Source organism: Herbaspirillum sp. DW155 (assembly GCF_037076565.1).
GTDB lineage: Bacteria > Pseudomonadota > Gammaproteobacteria > Burkholderiales > Burkholderiaceae_D > Herbaspirillum.
On record NZ_AP029028.1, the window covers coordinates 4742778 to 4759614 of the forward strand.

Below are 16837 nucleotides of genomic sequence, written 5' to 3' on the forward strand. Positions count from 1 at the left end.
TCCAGCCTATCCGCCATCCGATGTTCAGTTTCTTCAAGAGAAAACCCAAACCGGAAGCGCAACCCGCGCTGCCGCCCCAGGCCGAGCCGGCGCCCCGGCCTGTAGCTGATGTTCCTGCCGCGCCCGTTTCCGTTCCCGTTTCAGCTGCACCGGCTCCGGTGGCTGCACCCTCACCACAACCCGCGCCCGAACCCGCGCCGGTGGCCGCCGTTGAAGAGGTGGCAGAAGAGGTCGAGATCGTCGCCGCCCCGGAACCTGCGCCCGAGGCCAAGCGCTCCTGGCTCTCGCGCCTGAAGGCCGGGCTGTCCAAGACATCGAGCAATCTGACTACGCTCTTCGTGGGTGCGCGCATTGATGAAGACCTGTACGAGGAACTGGAGTCGGCCCTGCTGGTCTCGGACGCCGGGGTCGAAGCCACCCAGTGGCTGCTGGACGAACTGAAGAAAAAGGTCAAAAACGAGCGCCTCACCGAAGCCGCCCAGGTGCGCACCGCCCTGCGCACCCTGCTGATCGACCTGCTGCAGCCGCTGCAGCGTCCGCTGGTGCTGGGCCGCGACAAGCCGTTGGTGATGATGATTGCCGGCGTCAACGGTGCCGGCAAGACCACCACCATCGGCAAGCTGGCGCTGCATCTGCAGGCCCACGGCCAGTCGGTGCTGCTGGCTGCGGGCGACACCTTCCGCGCCGCTGCCCGCGAGCAGCTGGCGGTCTGGGGCGAGCGCAACAACGTGCAGGTGATTGCGCAGGAGTCGGGCGATCCGGCTGCGGTGGCCTATGACTCGGTGCATTCGGCCCAGGCGCGCGGTACCCACGTGGTGATGGTCGATACGGCCGGCCGCCTGCCCACGCAACTGCACCTGATGGATGAACTCAAGAAGATCAAGCGGGTCATCGCCAAGGCCATGAACTCGGCCCCGCACGAAGTGCTGCTGGTCATCGACGGCAACACCGGACAGAACGCGCTGGCCCAGGTCAAGGCCTTCGATGATGCGCTGGGGCTGACCGGCCTGGTGGTGACCAAGCTGGATGGCACGGCCAAGGGCGGCATCCTGGCCGCCATCGCCAAGACCCGCCCGGTGCCGCTGTACTTCATCGGCGTGGGCGAAAAGATCGAAGACCTGCAACCCTTCAACGCCACTGAATTCGTCGACGCCCTCCTGAGTTGAACGATGATTGAATTTACCCGGGTTTCCAAGCAATACGCGCGCGAGGTCTATGCCCTGCGCGACATCACGTTGTCGGTGAAGAAGGGCGAACTGATCTTTCTGGCCGGCCCTTCCGGCGCCGGCAAATCGACTCTGCTGAAGATGATCGCCGCCATCGAGCGGCCTACCTCGGGCAAGCTCACCGTCAGCGGCACCGACATCGTGGAGCTCAAGCCTTCCGGCCTGCCCTATCTGCGGCGCAACCTGGGCCTGATCTTCCAGCAGCAGAAACTGTTGCTGGACCGCAATCTGCTGGCCAACGTGATGCTGCCGCTGATCGTGACCGGCGCTTCCCGCCAGGACGCCGAAAAGCGCGCCCGCGCCGCGCTGGACAAGGTGGACCTGCTGGACAAGGCCCGCTGCGAGCCGCTGGAGCTGTCCGGTGGCGAGCAGCAGCGGGTGGCCATCGCGCGTGCCATCGTCAACCGGCCGCAGATCATCCTGGCCGACGAACCGACTGCCAACCTGGACCGCGCCAATGCCAACAAGGTGCTGGCGGCGCTGAAATCCTTCCACGGTGTGGGCGTGACCTGCCTGATCTCGACCCACGACGAGAATTTCCTCACCGGGGCCGACCGCATCATCTACCTGGACCGTGGCCGCATCGTCGATGGCTGGCACAACGGCGTGGCCAATCCCGTGGAGGTATCGCCATGAACTGGCTCGGACAGCATTTCGCCGCCATCGCCGATGCGCTGCGCCACCTGCTGCGCTCGCCGGGCAACTTCGTGCTCAACGTGCTGGTGGTCTCGATTGCGCTGGCCCTGCCCTTTGCGGGCCTGTCGGCGCTGGAAAATGTGCGGCCGATCTCGGACCAGATGTCGGTGGAGCCCGAGATCAGCATCTTCATGAAGCCCGACGCCAGCCGCGAGGCGGCCCAGGCGGTGGGCAAGACCATCAGCCAGATCCTCAAGGACGGCAAGACCAACGGCAAGGTCGAATTCATCCCGCGCGAGAAGGCTTTTGAGGCGATGAAGAGCAAGACCGGCCTGGCCGATGTGCTCGCCACGCTGGGCAGCAATCCGCTGCCGGACAGCTACGTGGTGCGCCTGCCCGGCCTGGAAAACGCCATGAACGCCACCCGCGTGGATGACATCGCCCAACAGTTGAAGAAGCAGCCGGGCGTGGACACGGTGCAGATCGATTCCGAATGGGTCAAGCGGCTGGCGGCGCTGCTGCGCATCCTGCGGCTGGTGCTGCTGTTCCTGGGCATCACGCTGGGGGCGGTGGTGGTGGCGGTGGTGTTCAACACCATCCGCCTGCAGGTGATGACGCAGCGCGATGAGATCGAGGTGTCGCGCCTGTTCGGGGCGACCAATGCCTTCATCTATCGGCCCTTCTACTACACCGGCGCCCTGCTGGGCTTGTGCGCCGGGGTAGTGGCGCTGGGGCTGGTAGTGGCGGCACAGCAGCCGCTGAACGAAGCCATTCTGGATTTTGCTCATCTCTATGCATCGGAATTCCAGCTGGCCCTGCCCAGCGCCATGGCCATCGGCCTGCTGCTGGTCATCAGCGGCTTGCTGGGCTTGTTCGGGGCGATGCTGTCGGTGCGCAGGCAGTTGGCCAGGAAGGCTTGAATCTCAGCCGGCGCTGCCGAGCCCGCCGCACAAACGATGCCCGCTGTTGCGGGCATCGTTTTTTGGCAAGAACATTCATCTGCCGGTTGCCGGACACAATAAAGAGGCCGTCCCGCCGTCCTCACCATGAAGCCCGCTTCATTTGCCTGTTTTACCGCCTCTTTGCCGGCTGGCTCAGGGGATCGGGTGATCAGCGCTTCCCGGCCCTTTCGCCCTGCAAAAATTGTTACAAGTTTCTGAGCCGCTTTTGACCCCCATTGCAACTTTTGTCGCCCAAAGGCGACTAAGATGGAGGGGAATTAATGCAATGGTTAGCTTAACAGCAATAGAGCTTGACTATCACCGCCTCACCATCATGCAATTAGCACTCCCGGGTGACGAGTGCTAAAATAGTTTTCGAATTGCTCCAGTTTTAGGGGAGCACTGCACCAAACAGCGTCCGGCCGCATTGGCCGGGCCGGGGAAGTTGGACCACATTGCCCCCGGCAACCGAAGCATCCGCTTCCTACCGTTTCATACTGTTTCCGTGAAGGAACCAAGGAGAATCCATGAAAACTGCGTCTGCACACACTGCACTCATGCCTGCCGAGTCCAATGCGCTCGCGCTGGGTTTTTCCGGCAGCCTGGGCAATATCGACGCGTATATCTCGGCAGTGAACCGCCTGCCCATGCTGACCCAGGAAGAAGAGGTCAAGCTGGCACGCGACCTGCGTGAGAAGAACGACCTGGGCGCCGCCCAGAAGATGGTGCTGTCGCACCTGCGCCTGGTGGTATCGATTGCCCGCGGCTATCTCGGCTACGGCCTGCCGCATGCCGACCTGATCCAAGAAGGCAACATCGGCCTGATGAAGGCCGTCAAGCGTTTCGACCCGGCCCAGAACGTGCGCCTGGTGTCCTATGCCATGCACTGGATCAAGGCCGAGATCCACGAGTACATCCTGAAGAACTGGCGCCTGGTGAAGGTCGCTACCACCAAGGCCCAGCGCAAGCTGTTCTTCAACCTGCGCAGCCACAAGGAAGGTCTGGACGCGATGACGCCGGCCCAGGTCGAGGCTCTGGCCAAGACCCTGGACGTCAAGCGCGAAGAAGTGATCGAGATGGAAACCCGTCTGTCCGGTCGCGATATCGCCCTGGAATCGCCCACCGATGATGACGATGACAAGTTCGCGCCCATCGCCTACCTGTCTTCCGACAATTCGGAACCGACCCGCGTGATCGAGGCCAAGCAGTACGACCGCCTGCAGTCCGAAGGCCTGGAAGCCGCACTGTCCAAGCTGGATGACCGCTCGCGCCGCATCGTCGAGGCCCGCTGGCTGGCCAATGACGATGGCTCGGGTGCCACCCTGCATGAACTGGCAGACGAGTTCGGCGTCTCGGCCGAGCGTATCCGCCAGATCGAAGCGGTGGCATTGAAGAAGATGAAGACCGCGCTGCAGGCTTATTCCTGATCGCCTCTTCACTCCGATTCATCAGCAATTAAAAAAGGCGCCCTCGGGCGCCTTTTTTTATCTAAACGATTTATATCGTTTATCTCTTTTCGCAAACCATCACGACAGCAACAACTTGATGTCGTGCGCCAGCGTCTGCGGCCCCTGGCCATGCTTGACGAAGAGGCGGATGTGTCCCTGCGGGTCGAACACATAGCTGCCTGCGGTGTGATCCATCGTATAGCTGCCCGGCTGCTTGCCCGGCACCTTCTGGTAGAACACCTTGAATTCCTTGGCCACCTTCTCGGTCTGCTGCAGATCGCCGCGCAGACCGAGGAAGCGCTTGTCGAAGGCCGGCACGTACTGCGCCAGCACTTCCTGGGTATCGCGCTCGGGATCGACGGTGACGAAGAGCACCTGCACCCGGTCGGCATCCGGGCCGAGTTCCTTCATGACGTTGGACATCTCGGCCATGGTGGTCGGACACACGTCCGGGCATTGCGTATAACCGAAGAACATCACCACCACCTTGCCCTTGAAATCGGCCAGGGTGCGCGGCTTGCCGTTGTGGTCGGTGAGCGCGAAGTCCTTGGCATAGTCCAGGCCGGTGACATCCGTATTGTTGAACTTCAGTTCAGGCTTGGACTGGCCGCAGGCCGCCAGCAGTGTCGCGCAGCCTGCCAGCAGCAGCGCCGAGAGAAATCTTTTCATGTGTTCAGAAACTGCGGAACAGGAAATAGTGGTCCACCAGCAGCACCGCAAACAGGATGGACAGGTAGATGATCGAATACGCAAAAGCCTTGCGCGCGATCAGGTCGGTGTAATGGCGATAGATCTGCCACGAATACCACAAGAAGATCCCGCCCAGCACGATGGCCGTACCCAGATAGATCAAGCCGCTCATGCCGATGGCGAACGGCAGCATGCTCACCGCCAACAGCGCAATGGTGTACATCAGGATGTGCAGCTTGGTCACGTCCATGCCGTGCGTGATGGGCAGCATCGGCAGGCCGGACTTGGCGTAGTCGTCGCGGCGGTACATGGCCAGCGCCCAGAAGTGCGGCGGGGTCCAGATGAAGATGATCATCACCAGCACCCAGGCCTGCATCGGCACGTCATTGGCCATCGCTGCCCAGCCCAGCGCAGGCGGCATGGCGCCTGCCAGGCCGCCGATGACGATGTTCTGCGAGGTCGCCGGTTTGAGGATGATGGTGTAGATGATGGCGTAACCGACGAAGGTGGCGAAGGTCAGCCACATGGTCAGCGGATTGACCAGGTTGTACAGCACCCACATGCCCAGGCCACCGAGCACGCCCGAGAACACCAGGGTCTGGCCCACGGTGATTTCACCGCGCGCCATCGGACGGCGCGCCGTGCGGGCCATACGCGAATCGATCTCGCGCTCGACCAGGCAGTTGATGGCGAAGGCCGCACCGGCCAGGAGCCAGATGCCCAGCGTGCCGAAGATGACCTTGTGCCAGTCCGGCAGTTCAGGCGTGGAGAGGAACATGCCGATCACGGCACAGAACACCGCCAGCTGCGTCACGCGCGGCTTGGTCAGTGCCCAGTACTGGGCGATGCGGTTGGGTTGGGCGGTCAATGTGGTCATGGCGTGACGGGCCGGGCGTGTACTGGTGGAGCAGCGGTGGCCAGGCTGGAGGGTGCGTAACGGACCTTGTAGTTTAACATGACCATCAGGATGACCAGCAGCGCCGCACCGCCGTTGTGGATCACGGCAATGGCCAGCGGCCAGTTCAGATAGATGGTCGCCAGACCAGTACAGAGCTGCAAACCCAGCACCGTCAGCATCCAGCGGGCGGTCTTGCGCAGCCCCTCATCGCGCAGCGCCCGGTGTGCCAGCCATACAACATACAAGATGACGACAAAGGCAAAACTACGATGCACCCAATGGATCGCTGTCAGCGCTTCGACCGGCAGGTAATCGCCGGAGGCGGTCATGCCCAGATGGCGCCAGAGCGTAAAGCCGTGTTCGAAATCCATGTCAGGCAGCAGCTTGCCATTGCATAGCGGGAAGTCGGAACAGGCCAGCGCCGCGTAATTGGTGCTGACCCAGCCGCCCAGCGCGATCTGCAAGCCCAGCAGCGTCGCACCGATGCTGGCCGGCACGATCAACGCGCGACCGCTCGCAGAGACCGGCACATGCGTCTCCTGCCGCGCTGCCAGCCAGGTCAGCATGGCCAGTAGCGTCAGGCCCAGCAGCAGGTGCGTGGTGACGATGATGGGCTGCAGCTTCATGGTCACGGTCCACGCGCCGAAGGCCCCCTGCAGGCAGACAAAGCCCAGCAGCGCCGTCGGGAACCAGGGACGGAACTGCAGTTCGGTCTTGCCCGACCTGATCCAGCGCTGCCACGCCACCACCATCAGCACGATGATGAGGAAGCCCACCGCCATGGCGAAATAGCGGTGGATCATCTCGATCCAGGCCTTGGCCCAGGTCACGGGGCCAAAGGGCATGGCGGCTTCGGCGGCATTGATGTGCTCATGCGCCAACAGCGGATTGGCATGGCTGTAGCAGCCCGGCCAGTCAGGACAGCCGAGACCCGAGTCGGTCAGGCGCGTGAAGGCACCGAACATGATCAGGTCGAAGGTAAAGAAGAGGGTCACCCACACCAGCTTGCGGTATTTGTTGGTCACGCCCTGTGCGCGCCACACCAGCGCCAGCGGAATCAGTGCCACCACGAGCCCGGTCAGGCCCAGTTGTATCAGCGTCGTTGCATTCATCTTGAGTCAAACGTGCGTCACTGCGCGACTGCGATCCACCGCATCAGCCGATGGAGGAAGCGCGCAGCAATTTGGAAATGTCCTTCTTCATCTTGCCGGGATCGGGGTTCTTGGGAAAACGCATCATCAGGTTGCCCAGCGGGTCGATCAGGTAGATGTGGTCCCGGGCGGTGGTCCCGGCATCGGCCGGCAACCAGGACTGCAATTTGCCAGCGTCAACCCGAAGGATATCGGTTCCGTCGTATTCGCGCAGCAGCAGGGTCGCAATCGGGGTGCGGTCGGTGACCAGCCAGACCCGTTCGATGCGGTCCATCTCCTTGCCCTGCATCAGCCGCAGCTGGCGCATGGTCAGCAGTTTGTTCTGGCAGGGTTCGCCGCAGTCGCCGCCATCGACCTGCAGCATCACCCACTTGCCCTTGTAATCCTCCAGCCTGGCCGGGCTGCCATCGATGGCGCTGCTGCCCAACTCGGGAATCGGATACTGCCGTGGATCGATCAGCGCGCCATAGTTGTTGCGGCTCTGCGGCTTGATGACGTAATAGGTGAGATAAGACGCGATCAGCGGTGCCGCGCACACGGCGACCACGGCCAGCATCTTCCAGCGGCCGATGCGGCGTCGGCGTGCATCGTCGTTGGATGCGGATGGCTGGGGGACTTCAGGCTTTGTCATGACGACCACGTTTGAATCCTGTCACGATGAAAAAAAGAAGGGCCATCGCCGCCAGTGCATACCACTGCACGGCATAGCCGCGATGACGATCGATACCCAATGACGGAGCAGGCCAGTCGCGCACCAGCGTGTCGCCCGCCGCCCCGCTCTGCTCGATCACCAGCGGTGCGATGGACAGTCCGCTCGCTGCGGCCAGCGCCGACAGGTCCAGGTTCTGCAGGATGGCTTGCGGGCGTGGCGCATCGGCTGTGCCCAGCTGCATGACGTGGCCTGCATCCTTGCGCAAGATGCCCTCCACCTCGGTCATGCCGGACGGCGGCGGTACTTGCGGCACGCGTGTGCGATCGGCAGCATCGCGCGGCGCCCAGCCGCGTGCCACGACCACGGCCTGCGCACTGCCCTCGGGCTGGAACAGCGTCAGCACATGGAACCCCACGGCGCCGTTGTAGGGGCGGTTTTCCAGATAGAGCGTCCACTGCGCAAGATAGTGGCCGCGCAGGCGGATAGGTCGGAACTCCGCATCGCTCGCATCGAGCGGCAACCCATTGAGGGGAGCCGCGCTGCCCCGCGCCTGCATGCGTTGCTGCAAGGCCAGTTTCTCTTCGGCGCGATGCGTCTGCCACTGCCCCAGCGCAATGCCGGCGGCGGCCACGACCAGCGTGGCGCAGAAGGGGATGAAGCGGAAAACGAATCGGGTCGGCATCGATGAAGTTTGGCCTTACAATGAACCGCACACGGAACAAGAAAAATCACATACACACCAGCGTCGCAGCATACCGCATGCACGCCTTCGGAGACAGGGTTCCATCCTCATGAAAATCGTCGTCGCCATCGCCTTCATCCTGATCCTGGCCAGCCTGGCCTCGGCATTGATCTTCCTGATGCGCGACAAGGGCAAGAGCAACCGCACCGTGCAGGCGCTGACCTTGCGGGTCGGCTTCTCGGTGGCGCTGTTCCTGTTCATCCTCCTGAGCTACAAGCTGGGCTGGATACAGCCGACCGGCATCCGCTGATTTAACGCGCGCCGCGCATGAAAAAGCCGCACCGAGGTGCGGCTTGTGCGCAGGGCAGCGGCGCGCTTACAGCCAGTAGACCACCACATACAGGCCCAGCCACACCACGTCCACGAAGTGCCAGTACCACGCCGCGCCCTCGAAGGCGAAGTGATGCGTGGGCGTGAAGTGCCCGCGCAATACGCGATAGAGCACCACCGACAACATGATGGCCCCCATGGTCACGTGGAAGCCGTGGAAGCCCGTCAGAATGAAGAAGGTCGAGCCATAGATACCGGAGCTGAGCTTGAGGTTCAGCTCGGTATAGGCGTGGATATATTCATACGCCTGGAAACCCATGAAGACCGCGCCCAGGAGGATGGTCAGGAACAGCCACACCGCCGTCTGCGCGCGATGGCCGGCGCGCATGGCGTGGTGCGAGATAGTCAGCGTCACGCCCGAGCTCAGCAGCAGCAGGGTGTTGATGGTGGGGATAGGGAATGGTCCCATGGTGGTGAAATTTTCCACCGTACCGGCCGGGCCGACATTGCCCCACTGCCCGGTGTAGTCGGGCCAGATCACCTTGTGATCCAGATCGGCCAGCCACGGCATGGTGATGCTACGCGCATAGAACAGCGCCCCGAAGAAGGCGCCGAAGAACATCACCTCCGAGAAGATGAACCAGCTCATGCTCCAGCGATAGGACAGGTCGATGCGCTCACTGTAGAGGCCGGACTCGGATTCGCGGATGGCATCACCAAACCAGTAGTACAGCACCACCAGCACCATCAGGATGCCGAAGATGTTGACGTAGGGCGCCCACGAAACGCCATTGACCCAGGCCGAGGCCCCGATCATGGTGATGAGCATGGAAATGCCCGCCATCATCGGCCAGCGCGACGGGCCCGGAACGAAATAATGGGGTGCCTTGGCTTGCTGAGAACTCATGTTCTTCTCCCGGTACGAAATCTGACTGCATTGGCTGGCGGCGCGAGCATTAAGCTGCGTTGAATGCTCTTGCGATCCAGGTTCACTTTTCCTTAATGCTCTTTCAAGGCGGTGCAGCTCATCCACCGGTGGCGCTGCGCAGCACCAGCTTGACGATGCTCACCAGCACCGCCACGAAAATCACCGCACCGAGGATGCCGGCGATGATCACGTGGACCGGGTTCAGCTGCGCCGCATCCGATTCATAATCCTTGCGCTTGCGCACGCCGAAGAAGGACCAGAACACCGCCTTCATCGTCGCACCGAAGGAGGCCTTGCGCCGCGCCGCCTGTTTCAGCTCATCGTTCACACCATCTCCTCACGGCGGCTCAGCCCGCCGTCTTGTCCTTGCCGTTGATCTCGAAGAAGGTATAGGACAGCGTGATCGTGGTCACTTCCTTGGGCAGCTTGGGATCGATGTAGAACACCACCGGCATCTGCTTGGCCTGGTTCGGCCCCAGCGTCTGCTGGGTGAAACAGAAACACTCCACCTTCTTGAAGAAGGCCGCCGACTGCATCGGTGCATAACTCGGGATGGCCTGCGCATCCACATTGCGCGGCTGGGTGTTGACCACTTCGTAGGTGACCTGGGTCATCTCGCCCGGATGCACCTGCAGGCTGGTGACCGTCGGACGGAAGCGCCACGGGCCCTGGGCATTGCCATCGAACTCCACGGTGATGGTGCGCGTCTTGTCGATCTGCGTATTGGCTGGCGCTTCCACCGTCGCATCCTTGGGCGTGAGGAAGTTCACGCCGGTCACCTCGCAGATCTTGCGATAGACCGGAATGAGCGCATAGCCGAAGCCGAACATCAGCACCGCCACCACCAACAGCTTCCTGAACATCACGCGGTTCAGGCCGCGTGATGCGCCCTCTTCGATGTGATCGTCGTTGCTGCTCATTGGGCAAACCAGATGCGGTTGATGAAGATGCCGACGAAGAAGGCCAGCGCCACCATCCCCAGCAGCAGGCCGGTGCGCAGGTTGTTGGGTTTCTTGCGTTCGGTCATGAAGGTTGCCTTTGCATTAGCTGCGATGACTTGTGTTATCCACAGGCGATCATTTCACCACCGGCGGTTCTTCGAAAGTATGGAAAGGCGCCGGGCTGGGCACGGTCCATTCCAGTCCTTCCGCGCCTTCCCAGGGCTTGGCCTCGGCTTTCTTGCCGCCCTTGATCGATGGGATCACCACGAAGAACAGGAAGTACACCTGCGACAGCCCGAAACCGAAGGCGCCGATGGAGGCGATCATGTTGAAGTCGGTGAACTGCGCCGGATAGTCCGCATAGCGGCGCGGCATCCCTGCCAACCCCAGGAAGTGCATCGGGAAGAAGGTGATGTTGAAGGTGATCAGCGAGGCCCAGAAGTGGAACTTGCCGCGCCATTCGTTGTACATGAAGCCGGTCCACTTCGGACCCCAGTAGTAGTAACCGGCGAAGAGCGCAAACAGCGAGCCCGCCACCAGCACGTAGTGGAAGTGGGCCACCACGTAGTAGGTATCCTGCATCTGGATGTCGATGGGCGTGACCGCCAGGATCAGGCCAGTGAAGCCGCCCATGGTGAAGACGAAGATGAAGCCCACCGAGAACAGCATCGGCGTCTCGAAGGTCATCGAGCCGCGCCACATGGTGGCGATCCAGTTGAAAATCTTCACGCCGGTCGGTACCGCAATCAGCATGGTGGCGTACATGAAGAACAGCTGCGCGGTCACCGGCATGCCGGTGGTGAACATGTGGTGCGCCCAGACGATGAAGGACAGGATCGCAATCGAGGCGGTGGCATACACCATCGAGGCATAGCCGAACAGCGGCTTGCGCGCGAAGGCCGGGATGATCTGCGAGACGATGCCGAAAGCCGGCAGGATCATGATGTAGACCTCGGGGTGGCCGAAGAACCAGAAGATGTGCTGGTACATCACCGGGTCGCCGCCACCGGCGGCGTTGAAGAAGGAGGTGCCGAAGTGGCGGTCGGTCAGCGTCATGGTGATGGCACCGGCCAGCACCGGCATCACGGCGATGAGCAGGTAGGCCGTGATGAGCCAGGTCCAGCAGAACATGGGCATCTTCATCAGCGTCATGCCGGGCGCGCGCATGTTCAGGATGGTGACGATGATGTTGATCGAGCCCATGATGGAAGACGCGCCCATGATGTGCATGGCGAAGATGCCCATGTCCATGCCCGGCCCCATCTGCGTGGACAGCGGCGCATACAGCGTCCAGCCCGCGGCGGTGGCGCCACCCGGTACCAGGAAGGAACCCGCCAGCAGCAGCGCCGCAGGCGGCAGCAGCCAGAACGAGAAGTTGTTCATGCGCGCAAAGGCCATGTCGGAGGCGCCGATCTGCAGCGGGATCATCCAGTTGGCGAAGCCCACGAAGGCCGGCATGATGGCGCCGAACACCATCACCAGACCATGCATGGTGGTGAGCTGGTTGAAGAATTCAGGACGGAAGAACTGCAGCCCCGGCTGGAACAGCTCGGCCCGGATCAGCAGCGCCAGCACCCCGCCCGAGAGCAGCATGGTGAACGAGAACCACAGGTAGAGCGTACCGATGTCCTTGTGGTTGGTGGCGAAGAGCCAGCGGCGCCAGCCGTGCGGATGATCGTGCGCGTGGTCGTCATGTGCATGCCCATGCCCGTGATCGTGGGAATGATCGGGGGCGTGATCGACGGTGGTAGTCATGTCCGGTTCTCCAAACGATTACTTGCGGGCGGCCAGCACTTCGGCCGGCTGCACGATGTTTTCCTGGGCCTTGTTGGACCAGTTGTTGCGCGTGTAGGTGATGACGGCGGCAATCTCGGTGTCGTTGAGCACACCCTTCCAGGCCGGCATGGCGTTCTTGCCGTTGAGCAGGATGTGGATCTGGCCATCCTTGGGACCGTTGACCACGGCACTGCCATCGAGCGCCGGGAAGGCACCCGGCACACCCTTGCCGGTGGCCTGATGGCAGGCCACGCAGTTGGCGGCATAGACCTTCTCGCCGCGCTGCTTCAATTCGTCGACCGTCCAGACCTTGTTGGGATCATCGGCCTTGGCGGCCATTTCCTTCTTCTTGCCGTCGACCCATTTCTTGTAGTCGTCTTCGCTGACCACGTTGACCACGATGGGCATGAAGGCATGATCCTTGCCGCACAGCTCCACGCACTGGCCGCGATAGGTGCCGATCTTCTCGGCGCGGAACCAGGTATCGCGCACGAAGCCGGGAATCGCATCCTGCTTCACGCCGAAGGCGGGGATGGTCCAGGAGTGGATCACGTCATTGGCGGTGGTCACCAGGCGCACCTTCTTGTTGACGGGCACCACCACCGGATTGTCCACTTCGATCAGGTAGTTGTCGTTTTTCTTCAGGCTCGGATCGGTGACCTGCTCGCGCGGCGTGGCCAGGCTGGAGAGGAAGGAGATACCTTCACCATCGCCCTTCAGATAGTCATATCCCCATTTCCACTGCATGCCGGTGACCTTGATGGTGAGGTCGGCATTGGAGGTGTCCTTCATCGCCACCACCGTCTTGGTGGCCGGCAGGGCCATGCCGATGACGATCAGGAAAGGCACCACGGTCCAGGCGATTTCCACGGTCGTGCTTTCGTGGAAGGTGGCGGCCTTGTGGCCGAGCGACTTGCGGTGCTTGATGATGGAATAGAACATGACGCCGAACACGGCCACGAAGATGACCAGACAGATGATCAGCATCAGGATGTGCAGGTCATAGATCTGCTCGGCGATCTTGGTCACCGGTGGCTGGAAATTCATCTGCCGCACGGCCGGCCCCCCCGGGCTGTCCACCACTGCCCAGGCCGGCAAGCCGGCCGCCAGCAGCGAGGCACCGAGGGTCAAGGATTGAAGGCGCTTCGCAAGTTTCATGGATTTCCTCTAGAGCCCAAAATTATAAGAATGAGAGTGCGGCCATCCCGCCGACCCTGGCGGCCAGTTCACGTTCCAGCTCCTGCGCGAAGGCGCGCCGTTGCCAGGGGTGCATGAACCGCCCCACTTCCACGCGCTGCCCCCGGCTCTCCAGCGCCACCAGTGCGCGGTGGCCGACAGGAAAAGCGATGCGCATGCCATGCAACTGCAAGCTGCTGCGGTGCGACCGGCTGCCCAGGATCACCTCGACCTCCAGGCCATTCGGCGAGCACCAGCACTTCTCTATCGGTGGCGTGACGGGCGTAGACCAGCATGGCCGCGCCCACCGCCATCAGTTCAATGCATGAAAAAACCAGGATGATCCATGCGCCGCGCAACGTGAAACCCAGCGCGACCGTGAGTGAAACCGTACAAAGGATTGCGAAGACCCACGCCAGCTGGCGTGGCGCAATCGAACAATTGCGCTTCAGTATCCATTCCCGCGTCTCCATAGCACCTCGCCAGCATGATTGTCGGTCGAGCGTGTCTGTGTGTCTCTGTCTCTGCTTCTAATTCTATTTCTCACCGCAGGAACACTCACTGGATGCGGGCGGCCCGGTGAGGCTGGGGACGTCCTTGGTATGGCGCTATCCGTGGCTATTCGTTTTGCGGTGTTTATTTATTCTTGCTATTCGTCTTGCCGGAATTTCTTTGTATGAATTTTTTTACCCATTTGAGTATAAGGGCTAACGTCGCCACGGATCAAGCACGCACCGCCGCATTGGCAACGGTGGCGCGCAAAGCGGCCAGGGGCGCGGCTTTGCGGCGCACGTAGGGGTAGGAAAGGAGGCGGGACGTGACGATAGGGCAACTATCCGGCAGGCCGGAGTGTGCTGCTGGCCTGAGCCTTGATGAAGAATCGGGCTATCGCGAGGGCCGCTCGAAACGGATGATGCTCTCGCCGGCCGCCGTGGTCTTGGGCACCGGGCGAAAGGCGTGACCGTAGACGATCTCGAAGGTCAGCGGGATCTTGCCGTCGGGCTTGCGCATGGCCTCGAAGGCCGCCAGCAGGCGCTGGTACTGGCTGCGGCTCATCATGCTGCGACGCCGCGATTCCAGCGGATTGCCGCCCCACGCGCGCACGTCTTCGAGCAGCCGTTGAGGGGCCTCGTAAGTCACGGTGATGGTTTCCATGTCCATCACCGGGGTGGAAAAACCGGCATTGACCAGCATGTCGCCGAAGTCGTGCATGTCGACGAAGGGCAAGGTGTGCGGTGCAAGATCGATCTGTTCGAAGGCACTGCGTACCTCGCGCAGCGTATCCGGGCCGAAACAGGAAAACATCAGCAGGCCCTCCACCCGCAGCACGCGCCGCCACTCGGCGAAGACGCGATCAGGCTGCGGATGCCAGTGCAGGGCCAGGTTGGACCAGACCAGATCGAGCGCATTGGCCGCCAGCGGCAGGCGGGCGAAATCAGCGCAGGCCAGGGCCGGACCGCTTGCGCCGCCGCTGCCGGCGCCCAGCCATTTGTTGATGGAGCCGAACAGGCGGTTCATCGCCGTCTGCGCGCCGCGCTGGTGTTCGGCAGCCTTGGCCAGCATGCCGTAGGCGCCGTCCAGACCGATCACCTGCGCCTCGGGATAACGCTTCTGCAGTACCGGCAGGTCGGCGCCTTCGCCGCATCCGGCGTCCAAGACTTCACGTGGGGCAATTTTCACCAGCGCCAGGCGCTCCTGCATGCGGGCCGAGACTTCGCGGCGCAGGAAATCGGATTCGGCCACGCGCTGCGGCTGGCCGAAGCGGCGGCGCACCAGGGGCAGATCGATGGGAGCGCTCAGCTTGGCGCTGGCAGAAGGCGGTGGCAGGGACATGGCAATGAAACCGGAACGAACAGGAAGATGGACAGCGCAGCAGTGTGGCGGCATGGGGCTGATGCGATAATGCGCGTAGTTTAGTCGAAATCCATTTTTCCCGGGCGCACCTCACATGGATATCAAACCCTCCAAACCCGCCGCCGCATCGCCCCAGGCCAAGCCTGGCACCGCTTATCGTGCCGTCGGCGGCAAGCCGGCCGGACCGGGCAAGACCGCATCCGGCCCCGGCTGGCTGCAACGCCTGCTGACCTGCCTGCCGCCTTTGCTGCCCTCCTCCTGCGCGCTGTGCGGCGCGGCCGGGCGCGAGACCCTGTGCGCGCACTGCCACAAGCGCTTCTATACGCGCCAGCACCGCCGCTGCATCCAGTGCGCCCTGCCCATGCCGGTGACCGGCAAGGACCTGCGCTGCGGCGCCTGCATGAAGGAGCGCCCGGCCTTCGACGCCACCATCGTGGCCACCGATTATTTCGCCCCGTCCGACCAGCTGGCGCTGGCCCTGAAGTTCGGTGGCGACCTGCGTCTGGCGCCGCTGCTGGCGCGATTGATCTTCGATGCCACCCGTCGCAATCCGGTGCCGGGTAGCGACGTGCAGTTACCTCTTCCCACCCTGCTGGCCCCAGTGCCGCTGGGACTGGCGCGCCTGCAGGAGCGCGGTTTCAACCAGGCGCTGGAAATCGCCCGGCCGCTGGGCAAGCTGCTGGATATCCCGGTACAGCCGCGCCTGTTGGAACGCAAGAAGGAAACCCAGGCGCAGTCGGCACTGCCGGTAGGTGCGCGCGCCCGCAACGTGCGCTCGGCCTTCGCCCTGCCCTTTGCCGCTATGGACCAGGTGCGCGGATTGCACGTGGGCATCGTCGATGACGTCATGACCACCGGGGCTACCTTGAATGAAGTGGCGATCGTGCTCAAGCGGCACGGCGCCCGGCGCGTGACCAATCTGGTCTTTGCGCGCACCCTGCCGGTCTGAATCCGGCCCTCTTTTTTAGCAGGAGAAGTTTTTTGTTCCACGTCGTCCTGGTCGAGCCGGAGATCCCTCCCAATACCGGCAACATCATCCGCCTGTGCGCCAATACCGGTGCGCAACTGCATCTGGTGGAGCCGCTCGGCTTCCCGCTCGACGATGCCAAGATGCGGCGCGCCGGGCTGGATTATCACGAATACGCCAACATGCAGGTCCACAAGGACTGGGACCAGTTCCTGGCCCATCGCCGTCAGGACCCGCAGTTCGATGAGACACGCATGTTCGCCATGACCACGCATGGCTCCACACCCTTTGCCGGGCTGGCCTTCCGGCCGGGCGACACCTTCGTGTTCGGCTCGGAAACGCGCGGGCTGGCACCAGAGCGGCGTGAATCCTTCCCGAGCGCACAGCGCATCCGCCTGCCGATGCGGCCGGGCAATCGCAGCATCAACCTGTCCAATACGGTGGCGGTGGTGGTGTATGAAGCCTGGCGGCAGAATGGCTATGACGGTGGCAGCTGACGATCCGCTGCGCCCATGAAAAAACGGCTCCCGGGGGAGCCGTT

The 16837-nt window shown here is 62.5% G+C and carries 20 protein-coding genes and 1 pseudogene; 7 read left to right on the top strand and 14 right to left on the bottom strand.

The annotated features are described in order from the left end of the window. The first annotated feature begins 20 nt into the window (after positions 1-20). The 4 genes from ftsY (at position 21) to rpoH (ending at position 4230) form a co-directional block, all read left to right on the top strand. The gene (gene ftsY, locus AACH55_RS21600; RefSeq protein ID WP_338716693.1) at positions 21-1166 is read left to right on the top strand and encodes a signal recognition particle-docking protein FtsY; all 1146 of its coding nucleotides are present in this window, start codon (positions 21-23) and stop codon (positions 1164-1166) included. A 3-nt stretch (positions 1167-1169) separates the two neighbouring features. Next, positions 1170-1862, top strand: a complete 693-nt coding sequence (locus AACH55_RS21605) for an ATP-binding cassette domain-containing protein (RefSeq protein WP_338716695.1) — start codon at positions 1170-1172, stop codon at positions 1860-1862. Then, positions 1859-2782 carry a permease-like cell division protein FtsX gene (gene ftsX, locus AACH55_RS21610; protein WP_338716696.1) on the top strand — a complete coding sequence of 308 codons (924 nt, stop codon included), beginning with the start codon at positions 1859-1861 and terminating at the stop codon, positions 2780-2782. The genes AACH55_RS21605 and ftsX overlap by 4 nt, the downstream gene beginning before the upstream one ends. A gap of 548 nt (positions 2783-3330) precedes the next feature. Next, positions 3331-4230: an RNA polymerase sigma factor RpoH gene (gene rpoH, locus AACH55_RS21615; protein WP_061789945.1), complete on the top strand. Its 900-nt coding sequence runs from the start codon at positions 3331-3333 to the stop codon at positions 4228-4230. Between the two features lie 99 nt (positions 4231-4329). Here the strand turns inward: rpoH and AACH55_RS21620 are convergent, their stop codons facing one another. The 5 genes from AACH55_RS21620 to AACH55_RS21640 are packed head-to-tail and all read right to left on the bottom strand — an operon-like array spanning position 4330 to position 8324. Further along, positions 4330-4920, bottom strand: coding sequence for an SCO family protein (locus AACH55_RS21620; protein ID WP_338716700.1), 591 nt, complete (start codon positions 4918-4920; stop codon positions 4330-4332). Between the two features lie 4 nt (positions 4921-4924). Continuing rightward, positions 4925-5818, bottom strand: a complete 894-nt coding sequence (gene cyoE / locus AACH55_RS21625; protein WP_338716702.1) for a heme o synthase — start codon at positions 5816-5818, stop codon at positions 4925-4927. Next, positions 5815-6951 carry a COX15/CtaA family protein gene (locus AACH55_RS21630; protein WP_338716703.1) on the bottom strand — a complete coding sequence of 379 codons (1137 nt, stop codon included), beginning with the start codon at positions 6949-6951 and terminating at the stop codon, positions 5815-5817. The genes cyoE and AACH55_RS21630 overlap by 4 nt, the downstream gene beginning before the upstream one ends. A 43-nt stretch (positions 6952-6994) precedes the next feature. Continuing rightward, positions 6995-7621 carry a cytochrome C oxidase subunit I gene (locus tag AACH55_RS21635; RefSeq protein ID WP_338716705.1) on the bottom strand — a complete coding sequence of 209 codons (627 nt, stop codon included), beginning with the start codon at positions 7619-7621 and terminating at the stop codon, positions 6995-6997. Continuing rightward, positions 7608-8324, bottom strand: a complete 717-nt coding sequence (locus tag AACH55_RS21640) for an SURF1 family protein (protein ID WP_338716707.1) — start codon at positions 8322-8324, stop codon at positions 7608-7610. Before AACH55_RS21640 ends, AACH55_RS21635 begins: the two co-directional genes overlap by 14 nt. Positions 8325-8433: 109 nt before the next feature. Between AACH55_RS21640 and AACH55_RS21645 the strand changes: the two genes are divergently transcribed. After that, entirely contained in the window at positions 8434-8634 is a 201-nt protein-coding gene (locus tag AACH55_RS21645) for a twin transmembrane helix small protein (protein WP_013236083.1), read from the top strand. 66 nt (positions 8635-8700) lie between these two features. On the opposite strand, the gene AACH55_RS21650 is transcribed toward AACH55_RS21645, so the two are convergent. The 9 genes and pseudogenes from AACH55_RS21650 to AACH55_RS21690 all read right to left on the bottom strand — a co-directional run bounded on the left by AACH55_RS21650 (position 8701) and on the right by AACH55_RS21690 (position 15308). After that, positions 8701-9561 carry a cytochrome c oxidase subunit 3 gene (locus AACH55_RS21650; RefSeq protein ID WP_338716712.1) on the bottom strand — a complete coding sequence of 287 codons (861 nt, stop codon included), beginning with the start codon at positions 9559-9561 and terminating at the stop codon, positions 8701-8703. Positions 9562-9679: 118 nt separating this feature from the next. Continuing rightward, entirely contained in the window at positions 9680-9856 is a 177-nt protein-coding gene (locus tag AACH55_RS21655) for a DUF2970 domain-containing protein (protein ID WP_338720382.1), read from the bottom strand. Between the two features lie 73 nt (positions 9857-9929). Continuing rightward, complete coding sequence (locus AACH55_RS21660; RefSeq protein WP_338716714.1) at positions 9930-10502, bottom strand: cytochrome c oxidase assembly protein; 573 nt, start codon at positions 10500-10502, stop codon at positions 9930-9932. Continuing rightward, the gene (locus AACH55_RS21665; protein WP_338716715.1) at positions 10499-10609 is read right to left on the bottom strand and encodes a cytochrome oxidase small assembly protein; all 111 of its coding nucleotides are present in this window, start codon (positions 10607-10609) and stop codon (positions 10499-10501) included. The genes AACH55_RS21660 and AACH55_RS21665 overlap by 4 nt, the downstream gene beginning before the upstream one ends. Before the next feature lie 49 nt (positions 10610-10658). Beyond that, on the bottom strand, positions 10659-12278 hold the full coding sequence (gene ctaD, locus AACH55_RS21670; protein ID WP_088756827.1) for a cytochrome c oxidase subunit I: 1620 nt from the start codon (positions 12276-12278) through the stop codon (positions 10659-10661). An 18-nt stretch (positions 12279-12296) separates the two neighbouring features. After that, complete coding sequence (gene coxB, locus AACH55_RS21675) at positions 12297-13457, bottom strand: cytochrome c oxidase subunit II (RefSeq protein WP_338716717.1); 1161 nt, start codon at positions 13455-13457, stop codon at positions 12297-12299. A 22-nt stretch (positions 13458-13479) separates the two neighbouring features. Then, on the bottom strand, positions 13480-13701 hold the full coding sequence (locus AACH55_RS21680; protein WP_338716718.1) for a DUF2244 domain-containing protein: 222 nt from the start codon (positions 13699-13701) through the stop codon (positions 13480-13482). Between the two features lie 79 nt (positions 13702-13780). Next, positions 13781-13948: pseudogene (locus AACH55_RS21685) on the bottom strand (DUF2244 domain-containing protein); the annotation flags it as partial. A gap of 412 nt (positions 13949-14360) precedes the next feature. After that, a complete protein-coding gene (locus AACH55_RS21690; RefSeq protein WP_338716719.1) occupies positions 14361-15308 on the bottom strand; it encodes a methyltransferase domain-containing protein in 948 nt (315 codons plus the stop codon). Positions 15309-15423: 115 nt separating this feature from the next. Here AACH55_RS21690 and AACH55_RS21695 point away from each other — a divergent pair, with 115 nt between their 5' ends. Together AACH55_RS21695 and AACH55_RS21700 are read left to right on the top strand one after the other, a co-directional pair. Continuing rightward, a complete protein-coding gene (locus AACH55_RS21695; protein WP_338716721.1) occupies positions 15424-16278 on the top strand; it encodes a ComF family protein in 855 nt (284 codons plus the stop codon). Positions 16279-16310: 32 nt separating this feature from the next. Beyond that, entirely contained in the window at positions 16311-16793 is a 483-nt protein-coding gene (locus AACH55_RS21700) for a tRNA (cytidine(34)-2'-O)-methyltransferase (RefSeq protein ID WP_338716722.1), read from the top strand. The last annotated feature ends 44 nt before the right edge of the window (positions 16794-16837 follow it).